At 60.2% G+C, this 17,028-nt stretch carries 13 protein-coding genes; 9 read left to right on the forward strand and 4 right to left on the reverse strand.

All coding sequences use genetic code 11. From position 1 onward, the window contains the following. Positions 1 to 342 precede the first annotated feature (342 nt). The 3 genes from RHM68_RS13940 to RHM68_RS13950 are packed head-to-tail and all read right to left on the reverse strand — an operon-like array spanning position 343 to position 2,622. Positions 343 to 1,284 carry a FecR family protein gene (locus tag RHM68_RS13940; protein ID WP_322215563.1) on the reverse strand — a complete coding sequence of 314 codons (942 nt, stop codon included), beginning with the start codon at positions 1,282 to 1,284 and terminating at the stop codon, positions 343 to 345. 37 nt (positions 1,285 to 1,321) lie between these two features. Next, on the reverse strand, positions 1,322 to 1,867 hold the full coding sequence (locus RHM68_RS13945) for an RNA polymerase sigma factor (RefSeq protein ID WP_322215566.1): 546 nt from the start codon (positions 1,865 to 1,867) through the stop codon (positions 1,322 to 1,324). Further along, complete coding sequence (locus RHM68_RS13950; RefSeq protein ID WP_416195197.1) at positions 1,864 to 2,622, reverse strand: secretin and TonB N-terminal domain-containing protein; 759 nt, start codon at positions 2,620 to 2,622, stop codon at positions 1,864 to 1,866. The genes RHM68_RS13945 and RHM68_RS13950 overlap by 4 nt, the downstream gene beginning before the upstream one ends. A 124-nt stretch (positions 2,623 to 2,746) precedes the next feature. Between RHM68_RS13950 and RHM68_RS13955 the strand changes: the two genes are divergently transcribed. Both RHM68_RS13955 and RHM68_RS13960 read left to right on the forward strand, forming a co-directional pair. Next, positions 2,747 to 3,094: a hypothetical protein gene (locus RHM68_RS13955; protein WP_322215568.1), complete on the forward strand. Its 348-nt coding sequence runs from the start codon at positions 2,747 to 2,749 to the stop codon at positions 3,092 to 3,094. Between the two features lie 342 nt (positions 3,095 to 3,436). Then, entirely contained in the window at positions 3,437 to 4,141 is a 705-nt protein-coding gene (locus RHM68_RS13960) for an ATPase (RefSeq protein WP_322215570.1), read from the forward strand. Between the two features lie 103 nt (positions 4,142 to 4,244). Here the strand turns inward: RHM68_RS13960 and RHM68_RS13965 are convergent, their stop codons facing one another. Beyond that, positions 4,245 to 9,110 (reverse strand): NAD-glutamate dehydrogenase, encoded by a 4,866-nt coding sequence (locus RHM68_RS13965; RefSeq protein ID WP_322215572.1) that lies wholly within the window; start codon positions 9,108 to 9,110, stop codon positions 4,245 to 4,247. 459 nt (positions 9,111 to 9,569) lie between these two features. On the opposite strand from RHM68_RS13965, the gene RHM68_RS13970 reads away from it, so the two are divergent. The 7 genes from RHM68_RS13970 (at position 9,570) to RHM68_RS14000 (ending at position 16,961) form a co-directional block, all read left to right on the forward strand. Then, the gene (locus RHM68_RS13970; RefSeq protein ID WP_322215574.1) at positions 9,570 to 9,926 is read left to right on the forward strand and encodes a hypothetical protein; all 357 of its coding nucleotides are present in this window, start codon (positions 9,570 to 9,572) and stop codon (positions 9,924 to 9,926) included. 189 nt (positions 9,927 to 10,115) lie between these two features. Further along, positions 10,116 to 11,075 (forward strand): AAA family ATPase, encoded by a 960-nt coding sequence (locus RHM68_RS13975; RefSeq protein ID WP_003218556.1) that lies wholly within the window; start codon positions 10,116 to 10,118, stop codon positions 11,073 to 11,075. A gap of 5 nt (positions 11,076 to 11,080) precedes the next feature. Beyond that, complete coding sequence (locus RHM68_RS13980) at positions 11,081 to 12,025, forward strand: DUF58 domain-containing protein (protein WP_322215577.1); 945 nt, start codon at positions 11,081 to 11,083, stop codon at positions 12,023 to 12,025. Beyond that, on the forward strand, positions 12,022 to 12,516 hold the full coding sequence (locus RHM68_RS13985; RefSeq protein WP_322215579.1) for a DUF4381 domain-containing protein: 495 nt from the start codon (positions 12,022 to 12,024) through the stop codon (positions 12,514 to 12,516). Before RHM68_RS13980 ends, RHM68_RS13985 begins: the two co-directional genes overlap by 4 nt. Next, positions 12,509 to 13,588 carry a VWA domain-containing protein gene (locus RHM68_RS13990; protein ID WP_322215582.1) on the forward strand — a complete coding sequence of 360 codons (1,080 nt, stop codon included), beginning with the start codon at positions 12,509 to 12,511 and terminating at the stop codon, positions 13,586 to 13,588. The genes RHM68_RS13985 and RHM68_RS13990 overlap by 8 nt, the downstream gene beginning before the upstream one ends. Beyond that, positions 13,585 to 15,321, forward strand: coding sequence for a tetratricopeptide repeat protein (locus tag RHM68_RS13995; RefSeq protein ID WP_322215585.1), 1,737 nt, complete (start codon positions 13,585 to 13,587; stop codon positions 15,319 to 15,321). Before RHM68_RS13990 ends, RHM68_RS13995 begins: the two co-directional genes overlap by 4 nt. Further along, entirely contained in the window at positions 15,318 to 16,961 is a 1,644-nt protein-coding gene (locus tag RHM68_RS14000; RefSeq protein ID WP_322215588.1) for a BatD family protein, read from the forward strand. The genes RHM68_RS13995 and RHM68_RS14000 overlap by 4 nt, the downstream gene beginning before the upstream one ends. The last annotated feature ends 67 nt before the right edge of the window (positions 16,962 to 17,028 follow it).

A 17,028-nucleotide genomic window follows, 5' to 3' on the forward strand; every position in this document is an offset into this window, starting at 1 on the left:
TCACTCCCGGCATCCCGCCTCGGCTGGAAAAGTGGCCTTGCGGCCCCCTCAAGCGCGTCACATAGGCATAACGGGACTGGCGATGGACTACCGAACTTTTGTCATGAAAGCTTCATGTCGGGGATGGGGATGGCAGCCATTGAACTCGTGTGAAACCGGACTCCCTCCAGGGAACGCGCGCCAACACCTGATAGCTCGATGCAGCTGACGCGCCGAGTTGGCAATCAGGACCGCGATTGCGGGATCATGGGCACTCCGGAACTGGCCGAAGACCCGGACGACCCGAGCACTGAGTGCAACATCCCAGGGTTGATGGTGGGGCCGCAATTGTTAACACCACAATCAGCTCAACACCACCACGCCACCCGGCAGCTCGGTACACGTCGCGCCATACGCATCCCTGATCAGCAACGCCACGCCGGCCAATTGGTCCAGGCTAAACCGCGCCTGCACCTTACGTTTACCCAACTCGCTGTTGAGCAGCAGCAACATGCCGGGGCGATAACGGTTGATCTCGCTGATCACCTGAGAAAGGGTCGCGTCGTTGAACACCAGCACCTGCTGGCGCCAGGCGATCACGGCAGATATATCGACGGTTTGCGGCGCGCTGACTTGCTGGGCGCTATAGGTGAGTTGCTGGCCGGATTCCAGGCGAATCCGCTGGCCTTGCACATCAACTTGCAACGCACCGTCAAGGCACGTCACGCAAACACTCTGGTCGGTGTTGCGCAGGTTGAAACGTGCCTGGCTGGCACTCAACCACCCTGCCCCGGCCTGCACTCTCAACGATGTCGTCTGCCGTGTCAGCAGTTCGACTTCGCCACTCAACAGCTCGATACTTTGCCCGCCATCAGCCAGTTCACGGCGGCTGATGCGGGTCTGGGTGTTGAGTTCCATGCTGACGCCATCGCCCAGGTCGAACCGACGCTGCTCGCCCACTTCAGTGACGTAGTCCGCCCCGATCCCGGAAAAACCTCCCGGCACCGTGTACCGCACCAAAAATAATGCCGCCGACGCCGCAACCGCGCCCCCCAGAAAGGCCCTTCGCGCAAAATGTCGTGGCGCCTGCAAAGCCTTGGCCGCCGGTTCAAGACGGTGCCACAACGCCTTGCTGTGTTCGAAAGCCTGCGCGTGTTCGGCGCTTTGCACGCACCACTGGCGCAAGGCCCGCGCATCGGCGACGGTCGCCTGGCCGGAGGTCAGAAGGATCAACCAATCCTGGGCTTCACGTTGTAGCCGGTCCTGGGGGGTCGCCTCAGGGGGTGACAGACGAAAGATATTCAAGCGCGGGGATACTCACGGATTAGTTCATTCTCTTCTTTCAAGACGGTTTTCCCGCCCCGGGACCGAACCGCTGAATGACTTTTCTTTCCAGGCGCATGGCGCAGTGGCCCAGCGCCGCCTTGATTTCTTTTTCGACCATCCGTGTCGAGATGCCGAAGCGTTGGGAAATTTCCAGGTGCGGAGCTTCCTCCAGGCGCGCGGCGATAAAGATCTTGCGCCGCCGCGCTGGCAGTTCGTAGAGCGCCTTGAGCAGCGTCTGCAGTTCCTTTTGCCCACCCACCACCCGCGCCGGGTCCTGAGCCTCATCGCTGATTTGCAGCAGCTCTTCGACTTCACTGCCGGTCAACAGGCGGGCGTCTGCCTGACGGCGGTCGGCAGCGATATTCAGCGCCATGCGATAGAGGTAGGCGTTGGGCTGGGCGATGTCAGGCGGCTCAACCATGCGGTCAACCCGCAGGTAAGTTTCGTGCAGCACATCGTTGGCCAAATCCTCGGACCCCAGCCGACGGCGCAAGCGCACCTTGAAATCGTCATAGGACGTCAGAAACAGCCTGACCATCGAACTTTGCCCGGTGTCTTTCATCCCCCGGAAACTCCTTCCCACTGCGTGCATTCCATGCTTTTTCCTGATGATTGCGGTACGAGTAGCAGGGTCACCGGCTGGCGTAATGAGCTGGGCGGCAACTGTTCGATCCTGAGGTGTTGCACGCTGTCCACCAGCGCCGCATCGCGCTGTAGATCGCCACTGGAGGTGACCAGGCGACTGTGTTGCACCGCACCATCACGGCCGATCCAGACTTGCAATAACGCCCGATAACCGCCGGGACGGGTCAAGACCGAACGGCATAAGCGGCGCTCGATGGCCGATTGAATCGCCAGCGCATAACTGCTGCTGACTTGACTTGCAGCATTGGCCGCTGCACCTGCAGGTAAAGGAACCTGCGCGACTTGCGCCACCTGCAAAGTAAAAGCATCGGCACGTGCGTAGCGGGCCATCAGCCCGGTGCCCACGAGTAGCGTGTTCAACGCTTGCGTGGCCGTTAACCGGCCCTGAACGCCGATTGATCGTCGGCCGCGAGTCAGTTGGCGATCGACCAGCACAGCCATGCCACTGCTGCGGCTAAAGGCATCAAGGGCGCCGCTCAGTTCCTGCGGTGCAATGTCGAAGTTGACCCAGGATTGAGGTTGCTCACCGTCCGCCCTGGCCCACATCAACCACATCGATAACAGCCCGCACACGACACCGCGCAACACGCCTCGAAGCCTGGTCGCTGAACCCCGACGTTCGTCCTTGGCGTTGCCTGGCTGCACGGCTGACGTACCCCTGAAAATCGTCATCCTGAGGGCTGTTTATGAATCTGGTGTGACGGCCGGTGCAAAAAAACCATCACGGACGGCGCAAAGACCTTGCACTAGACTCAACGCCAAGAGCAGTCCTGTCGGGACGGCCAGGAGGGCTTTGATGAATCATCTGTGGAATATCGCAGCCGCTGCGCTGATGCTCAGTGTCCTGACGGCCGTGCATGCCGAAGAGCCGTTGGGCTGTGTCGAGGTCAGCGTCGCAGGCTACAAGGCCCCCGACTACAACTGCCTGAGCCAGCAGATGGGCAACAACCCGCAAGGCGCAACGGCTGAACAAAAAAATCAGGCGGCGATGAACGTGCCTCTCAGCCAGCAGCCGCCCAATCAGCTCGGACTAGCAACACCGGCCGCCACCAGCACACGCATGGGCAACACCTTCGGCACGTCGGTGAAGCCGCAACGTCCGGCACCGATCAGCGGGAATTCGCCACTGCTCAATGGCAAGTGATCGACCTGACCAGCAAGGTACGCTTGTGAAGGCATTGTTCAGCGGCCGAGCCACCGGCGGTCGCGCTTTATCGCCTTAACAAAACGGCGTTTGATCTTGCTTGAAAAACTGATGATTAAACCTGTAGCCATAAATAATCCCGCACCCATTGATGATTCGGGCCTTTTAATTTCCGTTGGCAATTAACCGATAACGCTTACATCAAACAAAACTATCAACGGCCCCTTGATTGCACCGATCGGGGACTTCAACCAATCAATAGAGGTTTAATCTAAAAACAACGCCGACGACCACCGGCCACGTTTAACGCTGCAACTTTGTTTGTTTCACTGGAGAAACACCATGAAACTTCCGTTTGTCAGTACATTAACCCTCGCGACACTGTTGGCCGGTTGCTCTGTACCCACCGCCCCCCAAGCCGTCTCTTCACCGGATACCCTGTTAAATCCCGCCGCCGGCCATGCCAGCGTCATGAGTGTTACGCACGGCGCTTCGGTGGCGCTGGGTATTGTTTACAGCCCGAGCACACAAACCAACCGCGCCTACCTGGCCGACTATCAGGCCAACGCCGGCACCGGTTTCGGCCAGAGCCTGTTGGTGCGGTCGATCCACGATGCTTACGTGTCCACCTCCCGACCAGACCTGGCGGTGGACTGGGTCAAGGCTTCTTTACAGCATCAGTTCGGCTCGGTAACGGTCTATCCAGACCTGCAAAGCCTGAGGGCGGCGAAGCCTCAGGTTGTGGCTATTATCACCACCCACAGCCAACTCATAACCTCGCGCAGTTCCGATATCACGGCGGACGTCAGTGCCGAATTTTATGATTCGAAGTTTAATTACATCGGGACGGCACAGGGGCATGACGCGCAATCACTGAGCCCTGTATGGGCCGACTTTAAACGCAGCGAAGAGATGGTCGCGGACATTAATAAACAGCAGGATGTGCAAGTTAGGGCGCTGCAAAAGTTTGACCAGTCGCTCAGTAATTTATTGACAAGATCGGCAACTAAAGTGTCTATGATCGACAGCGCTGTGGGTCAGCAATAGTAGTGAGCGAAGTTGCACGCGGTAGTGCCTCACCCGACACGAGACACCCTCAGGCAAAAAAAACCCGCGTCTCTCGACACGGGTTTTTTCATTCAGCGTTGAATCAGGCGCTAACCACTGCCTGACCACTTAACGCCAGGTCCAGCAGTTCACGGTTAGCGACTGCGTACATGGCGTAGTCCGTGCCGCTGGCGGCACGGATGTCCACCAGCATGGCGCGCCAACGCTCGATCATGCCTTGGTTCTGCTCTATCCAAAGTTGCAGGCGTGCTTCCACGTCCTGCTCGCCGTCGCCCATTTGCAGGACCGAGATGGTGATCGCCCGTTGCTGCCAGTCGATGTCATCGCGGAACGCTTCACGGGCCAGCGCTTGCCAGTTGTTTTCAACCGGCAGTGCGCTGATCTGTTGCAAGTACCAAGTGATGTCCAGCGCGCTGCCCACAGCGAAGTAAGCCTTGGCGACATCGGCCGGGTTCTGGCCAGTGACGTCAGACGCTTCAATAATCGGCAGCAAGGTGTACAGGTGAGTAGTGCCTGCAACCATGCGTGCCAGCAACTCAGGTACACCCGCAGCGACGTAGGCCTGATAACGGGTCTGCCAGCCTTCGCGGGTCGGACCCTCCAGCAGTTCGTCAAGCTTGAGGCCCAACGCGGCCAAATGTGGTCCGAAGTGTGCAACGTCACGTGCAGCGTTCTGCTCGTTGCGACGGCTGCGCAAGAACCAGCGCGTAGCGCGGCGGCCCAGGCGCATCAACTCGTCCATCAGTTCCAGTTGTACGTCAGCGGAAACCTGGTAATCCAGGGCTTCAATCTGACGGAACCAGTGCGGGAGGTGGAAGATGTCACGCACGATTACGTAAGCACCGGCCACGTTCGCCGGGCTCATGCCGGTCGACTCTTTGAGCCGTTGAACGAAGGTGATGCCCATGTGGTTCACCAGATCGTTGGCGATCTGGGTGCTGACGATCTCACGCTTCAGACGGTGACGGCGCATGGCTTCGGAGAACTTGCTCACCAGCATCGGCGGGAAAGCGGTTTCCATGTCGCGGGTCAAGTAATCGTCGTCCGGCACTTGCGAGTTGAGCAGCGCTTCTTTGAGGTCGATCTTGCTGTAGGAGATCAGCACCGACAGTTCGGCACGGGTCAGGCCATGGCCAGACGCGACGCGTTCTGCGAGCACTTCTTCGTTCGGCAGGAACTCAATGGCGCGATCCAGCTTGCCACGGCCTTCCAGATCGTTCATCAGGCGCTTGTATTCGGCGATCCGTTCGTAGGCACGACGGGCCGCCAGAGACAGTGCCTGAGTCTGTTTGTAGTTGTTGCCCAAGACCAGGCCGCCGACTTCATCGGTCATGCTGCCAAGCAACTGGTTACGTTGCTTCTCGGTCATGTCTCCGGCCTGAACCACTTCGTTCAGCAGGATCTTGATGTTCACTTCGTGGTCGGAGCAGTCCACGCCGCCGGCGTTGTCGATGAAGTCGGTGTTGGAGCCGCCGCCATTGAGGCCAAATTCGACACGACCCAGTTGGGTCATCCCGAGGTTACCGCCCTCGCCCACCACTTTGCAGCGCAGTTCGTTGCCGTTCACGCGCAGTGCATCGTTAGCCTTGTCGCCGACGTCAGCGTGGCTTTCGGTGCTGGCTTTGACGTAGGTGCCGATGCCGCCGTTCCACAACAGGTCTACCGGTGCCTTGAGCAAGGCATTCAGCAGTTCGGTCGGGGTCAGCTTGTCGGCCTTGATGTCGAAACGTTCTTTCATCTGCGGGGAAATCGCGATGCTTTTCGCGCTGCGAGAGAAGATCCCGCCGCCTTCAGACATGATGCTGGTGTCGTAGTCCGACCACGCTGAACGTGGCAGATCGAACAGGCGCTGACGTTCCGCGAAGCTATTGGCGGCCTGCGGGTTCGGGTCGATGAAGATGTGCAGGTGGTTGAAGGCCGCGACCAGTTGCAGGGTCTCGGACATCAGCAAGCCATTACCGAACACGTCACCGGCCATGTCGCCGACGCCGACAACGGTGATGTTGTCTTTCTGGACGTTGATGCCGCGCTCGCGGAAATGACGTTGTACGCCGACCCACGCGCCCTTGGCGGTAATGCCCATTTTCTTGTGGTCGTAACCGGCCGAGCCGCCTGATGCGAAGGCGTCACCCAGCCAGAAACCGTAGTCGATGGCGATGCCGTTGGCGATGTCGGAGAACGTCGCGGTGCCTTTGTCCGCGGCAACCACCAGGTACGGGTCATCATCGTCATGCCGCACGACATTGACCGGCGGCACCAGGGCGCCGTCTTTCAGGTTGTCAGTGATGTCCAACAGGCCCGAAATGAAGATGCGGTAGCAGGCGATGCCCTCAGCCGCGATCTCGTCCCGACCGCCGCCCAGTGGCAAGCGGCGAGGCAGGAAACCGCCCTTGGCACCCACCGGGACGATCACCGAGTTTTTCACTTGCTGGGCCTTTACCAGGCCCAGCACTTCGGTGCGGTAGTCTTCTTCACGATCAGACCAGCGCAAGCCGCCACGAGCAACGTTACCGAAGCGCAGGTGTACGCCTTCAACGCGAGGCGAGTAGACGAAGATTTCGAACTTCGGCACCGGCTTCGGCAGCTCAGGAATGGCATGCGGGTTGAACTTGAAGCTGAAGTAGGACTTGTTCTGACCATTGACATCGGTCTGGTAAAAGTTGGTCCGCAGAGTAGCCTTGATCAGGTCCAGGTAACGACGCAGAATCCGGTCTTCGTTCAGTACCTGAACGTCGTCCAGCGCGGTCACGATGGCTTGTTCCAGACGTTGCTGCTTGTCTTCCAGGTCGTCGCCGCTGAGCTTGCGCGCCAGGTAGAAGCGAGTCTTGAACAACCGGGTCAACTCGCGAGCGATGTCGGTGTGGTTGTTCAAGGTGCTGGCGATGTAACCCAGGTCGAAGCCCAGACGGATCTGCTTCATGTAACGGGCGTAGGCACGCAGCAGCGCAACATCGCGCCATGGCAAGCCCGCGGTCAGCACCAGACGGTTGAACGCATCGTTCTCGGCGTCACCGCGCACGATGTGGACGAACGCGTCCTGCAAGGTGTCGTTGAGCTGCTGGATATCGAGGTCCAGGCCTTCGGCAGCAGTGAACGCGAAGTCATGAATCCAGAACTCGCGGCCGTTGTTGTGACGCAGGCGATACGGGAACTCGCCCAGCACGCGCAATCCGAGGTTTTCCAGGATCGGCAACACGTCGGACAGCGCCAGCGGCGTGTCGGCGTGATACAGCTTGCAGTGCAGCTCGCGTTGACCCGAAACCTGACCCAGTGGCTGATAGAAACTCATCACCAGTGGGGTTTTTTCGGTAAGGCTCAGCAGGTGTTGCATGTCGACCACAGCCGAGTGCGCGGCGAAGCGCTCGCGGTATCCTGCCGGAAAACCTTTCGGGAAGTCCGCCAGCACGTTGGTGCCGTGAGCTTCGCCGAAGCTTTCGACAACAAGGCTGGCGTAATCGTCCTGCCAGCTGCGGCAGGCCTGCACCACTTCTTTTTCCAGCAGCACCGGGTCGATGTCGAGCCGATTCTTCGGGTCAACCCTCAGGATCAACTGCACACGGGCCAGTACGGACTCGGAGAAGAAGGTCCAGAACTCGCAGTCCGAGGCTTTCAGACGGTCCATCAGCACTTGCTGGATCTTCTGCCGCACTTCGGTGGAGTAAATGTCGCGCGGCACATAGGCCAGGCAGTAGCAAAAACGCCCGTAAGGGTCTTTGCGCAGGAACACGCGAATCTTGTTGCGTTCCTGAATCTGCACGATCGACATCACGGTGCTGAACAACTCATCTACCGGCGTCTGGAACAGATCGTCACGCGGCAGCACTTCGACCACCTGCGCCAGTTCCTTGCCCAGGTGGGCCTTGGACTGGAAGCCAGAACGGCGCTCGATTTCTTCGACCTTACGACGGATGTACGGGATGACCCGCACGCTCTCGCCGTACACCGAGGAGGTGTACAGGCCCATGAAGCGGCATTCTTTGATGACCTTACCGTCAGCGTCGATCTCACGGATCGACACGTAGTCCGGATAGGCAGGACGATGAACCCGGCTTGGGTGTGCCGCCTTGGCGAACGACAGCAACGTCGGTTCGCGCAAGTAGTTAACGGCATACTCTTCAATGCGCAGGTCGTCGTAGGTCAACCCGGTGCGCAGCAGTTTAGTCAGGCCCAGGAAGGAATTCTGGTCGTACTCGAGATGGCCCCCGTCGGCTTCATCACGCACCACGAACTCTTCATAGCCGAGGAAGGTGAAGTGGTTGCCCACCAGCCATTCCAGGAAGCTTTTGATCTCGGCTTTTTCGTCGGCATCGACGTTGAACTGGCTGGTGTCGAGACCCGCGAGCAGTTCCTGGACCTTGGCTTTCATGGGCTCAAAATCGGCGACCGCGACGCGGACTTCACCGAGAACCTGTTCCAGCTCTTTGCTCAACACATTCAGTTCGGCCGCGTTGGCGCAGCGGTCGATTTCCAGGTACATCAGTGATTCTTGAAGAATGCCGTCGCCCTGGGTGCCCTTCGGCAGGATCTCCAGCAACTCGCCCTTGCTACCGCGGCGCGCGCTCAACACAGTCGTTTGCAGGGTGTGGATGCTGTAGCCGCGACGGTTCAGCTCGGTACGCACCGAGTCCACCAAAAAGGGCAGGTCGTGGTGCAGCACTTCGACCGCAGTATGGGTCGACTGCCAGCCGTGGCGTTCGTAATCAGGGTTGTAGACGCGCACTTGCGGCTGCGCGTGATCGAAGCGCTCAAGCAGGCGCCACGCAGAAAGGGTGCAGCCAGCGAGGTCGGACAGCCGACGCTGGGTCAGCTCGTCGAGGGAAATGATGCCGAAAAATTGTTCAGCGAACAGCGCCACTTGTGGCAGTGCCTGTTCACTGATGTGCTGCGCCAGTGCCGCTTGCAGTTGGTGCTGGAAGTCGGCTTTGCTGGCTGCGGTGAAGAACGCCATCTGTGGTACTCCGCTTGGGCTTGTTATTGATGGAAGCGTCGCGTGCAAAACCCCTTTCGGGGCGATCCGTCAGCCTGCTCCTGATTCTCGGGCAGAGGAAACAGGATGACAGGTGGGTGAAGCTGGACGAGACACTCAGGTCACATTCACCTTCCATGAATGGGTATCGGCAAAAACGACTGTACGATGAATTGCACAACGCCTTTATGGGTATCCATTGGTTGCGCAGCTTAACGAGTGCGACAACGTGCCTGCTTGCGGCGCTGCGACATATTCGTTCATCGGCACGTAACTCACCTCCTGCGCATCGAGCAACACTAGCAGTCATCAAGGGAAAAAGCCGTTTAATGCCCGGTTTTACGGCACAGACTCTGACACTCAAACGAGCAGAAATTCCCTTCTACTGGCAGAATCGCCCTTTGTTCGTCTTCACAATGCTCGTCGAGCCAGGAATTCCCCATGCAAATGACCACCGCCCTCTTGATCGTCAACCCATGCGATGACGAAGAAGACAACATGGCCATGCTCTGCTGCCACAGCGATCAGGGCGATATGTTCCTGATGACCCGTTACCCGGACGAGGATGCACTGGACATCACGCTCGACGGCGAGCCATCGACCCTGGACGGGGTCAAAGTCACACTCAGCCCTACCCGTCTGCTGATTGAAATTGCTGCGGGCGATGTGGACGCACTGAATGGTGACGATTCTTTGGAAATCATTCACAGCACCGACGTGAGTGATTTGGCGGAAGTGGAGGAAACGTTGCAGAACATTCTCAAGGGGACCGGGACCTATATCAGCGAGTTGACCTGATTCCTCCCTTCCGGACACTGATCGTTCCCACGCGTGGGAACGATCAGTCGTAAGGCGTGGGAACAAACGTTAATCCGCACTTTGCACAAAATGCCGTTAGTCGCCACACCCTGCGATGCATTAAAGTAACGCCCCCAGCCCTGACGTTATTCGAACGCCTTCGGCCACCCTCTCCAGGAACAGTCATCGATGGAACATCGTGAAGCGCTGCTTGCGCTGCGAACCTTTCTTTCAACGCAGATTCTCGGCCAGGAAAAACTCATCGAGCGTTTGCTCATCGCCTTGCTCGCCGACGGCCACATGCTGGTCGAGGGCGCTCCGGGGCTGGCCAAGACCAAGGCCATTAAAGAACTCGCCGAAGGCATCGAAGCACAGTTCCATCGCATTCAGTTCACGCCCGACCTGCTACCGGCCGACATCACCGGCACGGAAATCTATCGCCCGGAAACTGGCAGCTTCGTATTCCAGCAAGGGCCGATTTTTCACAACCTGGTGCTGGCGGATGAAATCAACCGCGCCCCGGCCAAGGTTCAGTCGGCATTGCTCGAAGCGATGGCCGAGCGTCAGGTCAGCGTCGGGCGCAGCACTTATGAGCTGTCACCGCTGTTCCTGGTGATGGCCACTCAAAACCCAATCGAGCAGGAGGGCACCTACCCGCTGCCCGAAGCCCAGCTCGACCGCTTCCTGATGCACGTAAAAATCGGCTTCCCGGACGCGGCTGTCGAACGGCGAATCCTGCAACAGGCGCGCGGTGAAGCCCTGAACGGTGAAACCAAGCCGGAGCGCCGGGTCAGCCAACAGGCGATCTTTGCTGCACGCAAGGAAATCCTGGGTTTGTACATGGCCGACGCTGTGGAGGAATACCTGGTGCAACTGGTCATGGCCACCCGCACACCGGCCAAGTTTGACCCGGAGATGGCCGAGTGGATCGCTTATGGCGCCAGCCCACGCGGTTCGATTGCTCTGGACCGTTGCGCCAGGGCTCACGCCTGGCTGGCCGGACGCGACTTTGTCAGCCCGGAAGATATCCAGGCGGTGCTGTTCGATGTGTTGCGCCACCGCATCATCCTGTCCTTTGAAGCCGAAGCGGCCGGGATCGACCAGGACCGGGTGGTCCAGCGGATTCTCGACGTCGTAGCCGTCGCTTGACCCCGATGAACGCCCTTCTGCCATCTGAGCCGGGTATCCGCGTCAGCCTCGCCGAGCTGATCGAGATGCGCCATCGCGTGCGCGAAGTGCAACTGTTCTCCACCCCCAGCCAGCGCAGTCCGCTAATAGGCCTGCACCACTCCAAGCTGCGTGGACGCGGCGTGGACTTCGATCAGGTGCGGGTTTATCAGGCTGGCGACGACGTGCGCACCATCGACTGGCGCGTCACCGCAAGGACGCAGGAACCCCACACCAAGCTGTTCCATGAAGAGCGCGAGCGACCGATTTTCATCATGGTCGAACAAAGCCGTCGGTTGTTTTTCGGCTCGGGACTGATGTTCAAATCAGTGCTGGCGGCCCAAGCGGCAAGCCTGATCGGCTGGGCCGCGCTGGGGCATAACGACCGCGTTGGCGGGCTGGTGTTCGGCGACAACGAGCATTACGAAATCAAGCCCCGGCGCAGCAAGCAAAGCCTGCTGCAATTGCTCAACCGACTGGTGCGGGTCAACCAGTCGCTCAATACTGAAAGCGAACCGGACCGCGACGGTTTGAACATTGCCCTGCGCCGGGCCCGTGAAGTGTTACGTCCCGGCAGCTTGGTGATTGTGATCTGCGATGAGCGCGCGCTGACCGACGGAGCCGAGCAACAGCTGAGCCTATTGTCACGCCATTGCGACCTGTTGCTGCTGCCGCTGTCCGACCCGCTGGATCACGCCCTGCCCGCCGCCGGCCTGCTGCGCTTTGCTGAGCGCGGTGCGCAACTGGAACTCGACACCCTCAATTTCGACCTACGCCAGCGCTACCGTGCCCAGGCCGAGGCGCGTATTGCACGATGGGAACTGCTGGCACAGAAACTGCGGATAGTGTTAATGCCCTTGAGCACCCAGAGTGAGATGGTCGAACAGTTGCGCGAGTACCTGAACCCACAAAAACCGGGGAAAGCTCGATGAGCAGCCTCGATCAACTGCAACCGCTGATGTCACCGCCACCGATCGCGTTCTGGCCTCCGGCACCGGGCTGGTGGTTGTTGCTGGTGTTAGTGCCGCTGATCGGTTTCGGACTATGGAAAGCCCGGCGTTTGATCCCGAACAAACGCCCAATCGTGCGCGCGGAACAACCGCTGGACCCGGTGCGCCTAGCCGCCCTGGCCGAACTGGCGCTGATGCCAAAACCCTACGACGGGGCTCCGGCAGGCGCCTGGTTGCAGCAACTCAACGGTTTGCTCAAGCGCCTGTGCCGCAACCATTACCCCTACAGCCAGAGTCACACCCTTAACGGCCGCAAATGGCTGGCCTTCCTCGACAACCGCTGCCCCGCTGCCGGCCTGACGCGCTGGATGGTCTTGGTAGAGGGCGCCTACAAACCCGAATGCAAACTCGATGACAAGGCCATCGCCGGCCTGACTCAAGCCGTCGACACCTGGATTCGCAAACATGTTTGAGTTCGCCTGGCCCTGGATCTTCGCCCTGCTACCGCTGCCTTGGCTGATGCGGGTCATGCTGCCGGTAGCCGACAGTGGCGAGCCGGCACTCAACGTCAGTTTCCTCGGTGACCTCGAACACCTGTCACGGCGTCGAGCCCGAGTCAGTCTGCCGGCCTGGCGCCATCAGGCACCCTTCATATTGCTGTGGCTCATTCTGCTGATCGCAGCGGCACGCCCACAGTGGCTTGGCGAGCCGCTGCCCGTTGCGGCCAGTGGCCGCGACCTGTTGGTGGCGGTAGACGTGTCCGGCTCCATGGAGTTTCCTGACATGCAGTGGCAAGACGACGACGTCAGCCGACTGGCGCTGGTTCAACATCTGCTCGGTGACTTTCTGGAAAGCCGCGAAGGCGACCGGGTCGGGCTGATTCTGTTTGGCAGCCAGGCCTATCTGCAAGCGCCGTTGACCTTTGACCGCCACACCGTGCGCGTATGGCTCGACGAAGCGCGAATTGGCATCGCAGGCAAAAACACCGCCATCGGCGATGCCATTGGCCTGGCCCTCAAGCGCTTGCGTATGCGTCCGGCCCAGAGTCGGGTGCTGATTCTGGTCACTGATGGCGCCAACAATGGCGGCGAAATCGACCCACTCACAGCGGCGCGACTGGCCGCCAAAGAAGGCGTGAAAATCTACCCCATCGGCATCGGCGCCGATCCTGAACAAAGCGGCACGCCGGGTTTCCTCGGCGTCAATCCGAGCCTGGACCTTGACGAACCTGCGCTCAAAGACATCGCTCAAGCCACTGGCGGCCAGTATTTCCGGGCCCGCGACGGTAAGGAGTTGCAAGCGATCAAGGATACCCTCGACAAGCTGGAACCGGTCGCCCAGCAACCCACCCAGGCCCGACCGGCCCAGGCGTTGTATCACTGGCCTCTGGCCTTGGCGCTGCTGTTAAGCATGCTGCTGGTGGTGCGCGAGCGTTGGCCGCACAACCCGTTGCAGCGCGTATTGAGCAAAAAACTGTTTTTGCAGGCTCAACTGCCGGACTGGCGCCAAAGGCTCAAACGCCTGCGCTTGCGGAGGCGCCGATGATTGCGCTGTGGCCGCACTGGTTCCGTCCCTGGTGGTTGTGGCTGTTGCCGTTGCTGGGCTGGCTGCTTTGGCACCTCTGGCACCGGCAGAAACGCGCGGGGCGCTGGCAGATGATTCTGCCGCCGGCCTTCCACGCCGTGTTACTCAGTGGTGGCGGCGGACGCGAAAGCAAACTGCCGTGGATCGCCCTCGGCCTGGCGTGGACGCTGGCCCTTGCGGCGCTGCTCGGGCCAAGCTGGCAGCGGGTGGAACAAAGCAGTCAGAAACCCGCTGACCCGTTGGTGGTGCTGGTGGAGCTGACCCCTGAAATGCTCGCCACCGACACACCGCCCAACCGACTCGAACAGGCGCGGCGCAAGCTGTTTGACCTGCTCAAAGCCCGCAGCGATGCGCAGACGGCAATTGTCGTCTACGCCGGCAGCGCCCACACGCTGGTGCCGCTGTCGGATGACCTGTCGACCAGTCGCAATCTGCTGGAGGCGCTCAAACCATCGCTGATGCCCGAAGCTGGCCATCGCGCCGATCTGGCGGTTGAAAAAGCGCTGACCCTGTTAAGCCAGGGCGCGCTCGGCCAAGGTCGGATTCTGCTGATCGGTTCGTCGCTGACCGAGCAGGAGCGCGAGGGTATTCGTCAGGCGTTGAGTGGTCAGTCGACGCCGTTTCTAATGCTTGGCATCGGCACTCCAGAAGGTGCGCCGGTGGCACAAGACAACGGCAGTTTCCTCAAGGACCCTCAGGGCGCCATTCTGGTGCCACGCCTGGATAACGCAAGCCTGAAGGACTTTGCCGAAGACCTGGGCGGCCATTACCATCAAGCCCGGCTGGACGATGCCGACTTGCGCGCGCTCGGTCTGCTTGACGGGCCACGCAAGCTGCGCACCGATGGCCAGACCCTGCGCCTCGACACGTGGGCCGATCAAGGCTATTGGTTGCTCCTGCCACTATTGCTGCTGACGGCCTGCGCCGGGCGTAGGGGCTGGCTGTTCTGCCTGCCGCTGCTGTTCATGCTGCCGCAACCGAGCTATGCCTTCGACTTTGAGGATTTGTGGCTGCGGCCCGATCAACAGGGCATGCATTTGCTCAAGCAAAATCAGCCGGCGCAGGCGGCCCGACATTTCGAAGACCCGCAATGGCAGGGTATAGCCCTCTACGAGGCTGGCGACTACAGTGGTGCCGCCCAGCTTTTTGCCCAAGGTACAGACGCACGAGCACACTACAATCGTGGCAACGCGCTGGCCAAGAGCGGCGAACTGGAAGCCGCCCTCGACGCCTACGATCAGGCCCTGGAACGTCAGCCTGACCTGCGTCCGGCGTTGACCAACAAAGCACTGGTGGAAAGTCTGCTCAAGCAAAAGAACACCCCGCCGCCGGCTGAGGACAAAACCGAAGGCGACGACACCGGGACGGCTGGCGAAAGCCCGCCCAACACCGGCGCGGCGCCACCCTCAAGCAGCGGCGATCAGCAAACCGAGGCGCCGCCGACTACACCGGACACCGGGCAGCCGACCACCGCACCGCCGCAACCGGGGACCAATGAAGTACCGGGTAGCGAACTGACCGACGAGCAAAACACGCGCCCGCCGTCTCGACCGAGCAGTGACACCCTCGACACCGAACAGCGCCAAGCGCTGGAGCAGTGGCTACGCAAGATCCCGGACAACCCCGGCGAGCTGCTCAGACGCAAATTTTGGTACGAACAGCAACAACATCAGGATCAGGGAAAAATTCGATGAGCCGCTTCACCGCCTTCTTGCTCACCCTGTTGCTCTGCACCACTGGGGCCCACGCTACCGGGCTGATCGCCAGTGTGGATCGCAGTCGCCTGAATTCCGGGGAGACGGTTGAACTGACCCTGGAGTCCAACGATGTGACGCTGTTTGGCAAACCCGACCTGACGCCTTTGGAGCCCCTGTTCGAAGTACGCGGCACCCGCCAAGTCAACCAATTGAATACCCTTAACGGTGACAACAACGCGACGACGCGCTGGATGATTACGCTGCTGCCCAAGCAGAACGGCAGTGTAGAGATTCCGTCGCTGCAACTGGGCGACGCGCGCAGCCAACCCATCACCGTGCAAGTGGTACAGAGCGAAACCCAAAACAGTGCCAACGTACTGGCCCCGGTGTTCATCGAGGCCAGTCTCGACCAAAACAGCGTGTACGTGCAGGCCCAGGCGATCCTGACCTTGCGTATTTATCACTCAGTGTCGCTGTACGACGACAGCAGCCTGACACCGTTGCAAATTCCCGATGCGCGCATCGAGCAAATGGGCGAGTCGCGCACGTATGAAAAGGTCATCAACGGTCTGCGTCACGGTGTGATTGAACTGCGGTACGCCATCTTTCCACAGCACAGCGGCGTATTGACCATACCCACGCAAACGTTCAGCGCCACCCTGGTGGACACTCAACCCTCACCGGACAATACCGCTGCCCAAGGCCCGAAACCCGGCAAACTGTTGCGCGTCAGTTCCGCCCAAATCCCCTTGACGGTCAAGCCCAAACCGGACACTTATCCAGCCGACACGCCCTGGTTGCCAGCCCATAGCCTGAGCGTGGGCGAGAGCTGGAACCCGGAACCGGATCACCTTCAGGTCGGTGATTCCCTGACCCGCAGCCTGACCTTGAAAGTCGAAGGCCTGGCCAGCTCACAACTGCCGCCACTGCCGGCCACCGAGGTCAACGGCCTGCGGCGCTACCCAGACCAACCGGTGCTGAGCAACCACAACAGCGAACGTGGGTTGATCGGCAGCCGTGAAGATCGAGAAGCTCTGGTGCCCACTCGCATGGGCAACGTCGAACTGCCACCCGTGGACGTGGTTTGGTGGAACACCTTCGAAGATCACCTGGAACACAGCACATTGCCGGCGCGCACCCTGTCGGTAGCGAATAATCCGAGCCTGGTGGTCGACACGCCAGCGAGCAGCCCGACAGCGACGACCGGGGCCAACAGCGAAGCCCTGTGGTGGTGGAAACTCAGTACGGTGATGCTGACCTGCACCACGTTACTGGGCTTTGGCTTGTGGTGGCGCGCGCGCTGGCAACCGGCGATTCTGCGAGCCGCACAAACCGGGCCTAGCCCGCGCACGGTGCTTGATGATCTGAAACGCGCCTGCCAGGCCAATGACCCTCAAGCCACCCGCCAGGCCCTTGATGCCTGGGCGCGGCAACAACCGGAAACCCTGGCCGACATGGCCGCCCGCTTCGTGCCCTTGTCCGATGCCCTCGATGGCCTGAACGGCGCGCTCTACAGTGAAACCGGGCAGTACTGGCAAGGCGAAGAACTGTGGCGCGTCATCAAGTCGATCCCCACCGCCGAACACGTCCAGGCCCCGGTGGGCGACAGCGGGTTGCCGCCGCTTTACCCCAAATAGCCCCCCTTCGCCGCCACCGTTCGCAGACAAGCATTCAGTCAGCCTTGGGGCGTGATTCGCTTTAACG

This window comes from Pseudomonas sp. DC1.2 (assembly GCF_034351645.1).
In the GTDB taxonomy this organism is placed as follows: domain Bacteria; phylum Pseudomonadota; class Gammaproteobacteria; order Pseudomonadales; family Pseudomonadaceae; genus Aquipseudomonas.

Bases quoted from the DNA above. Each gene is read 5' to 3' on its own strand.
- RHM68_RS13945 (WP_322215566.1), bottom strand. From the start codon at position 1,867: ATGAAAGACACCGGGCAAAGTTCGATGGTCAGGCTGTTTCTGACGTCC.
- RHM68_RS13950 (WP_416195197.1), bottom strand. From the start codon at position 2,622: ATGACGATTTTCAGGGGTACGTCAGCCGTGCAGCCAGGCAACGCCAAG.
- RHM68_RS13955 (WP_322215568.1), top strand. From the start codon at position 2,747: ATGAATCATCTGTGGAATATCGCAGCCGCTGCGCTGATGCTCAGTGTC.
- RHM68_RS13960 (WP_322215570.1), top strand. From the start codon at position 3,437: ATGAAACTTCCGTTTGTCAGTACATTAACCCTCGCGACACTGTTGGCC.
- RHM68_RS13965 (WP_322215572.1), bottom strand. From the start codon at position 9,110: ATGGCGTTCTTCACCGCAGCCAGCAAAGCCGACTTCCAGCACCAACTG.
- RHM68_RS13970 (WP_322215574.1), top strand. From the start codon at position 9,570: ATGCAAATGACCACCGCCCTCTTGATCGTCAACCCATGCGATGACGAA.
- RHM68_RS13975 (WP_003218556.1), top strand. From the start codon at position 10,116: ATGGAACATCGTGAAGCGCTGCTTGCGCTGCGAACCTTTCTTTCAACG.
- RHM68_RS13980 (WP_322215577.1), top strand. From the start codon at position 11,081: ATGAACGCCCTTCTGCCATCTGAGCCGGGTATCCGCGTCAGCCTCGCC.
- RHM68_RS13985 (WP_322215579.1), top strand. From the start codon at position 12,022: ATGAGCAGCCTCGATCAACTGCAACCGCTGATGTCACCGCCACCGATC.
- RHM68_RS13990 (WP_322215582.1), top strand. From the start codon at position 12,509: ATGTTTGAGTTCGCCTGGCCCTGGATCTTCGCCCTGCTACCGCTGCCT.
- RHM68_RS13995 (WP_322215585.1), top strand. From the start codon at position 13,585: ATGATTGCGCTGTGGCCGCACTGGTTCCGTCCCTGGTGGTTGTGGCTG.
- RHM68_RS14000 (WP_322215588.1), top strand. From the start codon at position 15,318: ATGAGCCGCTTCACCGCCTTCTTGCTCACCCTGTTGCTCTGCACCACT.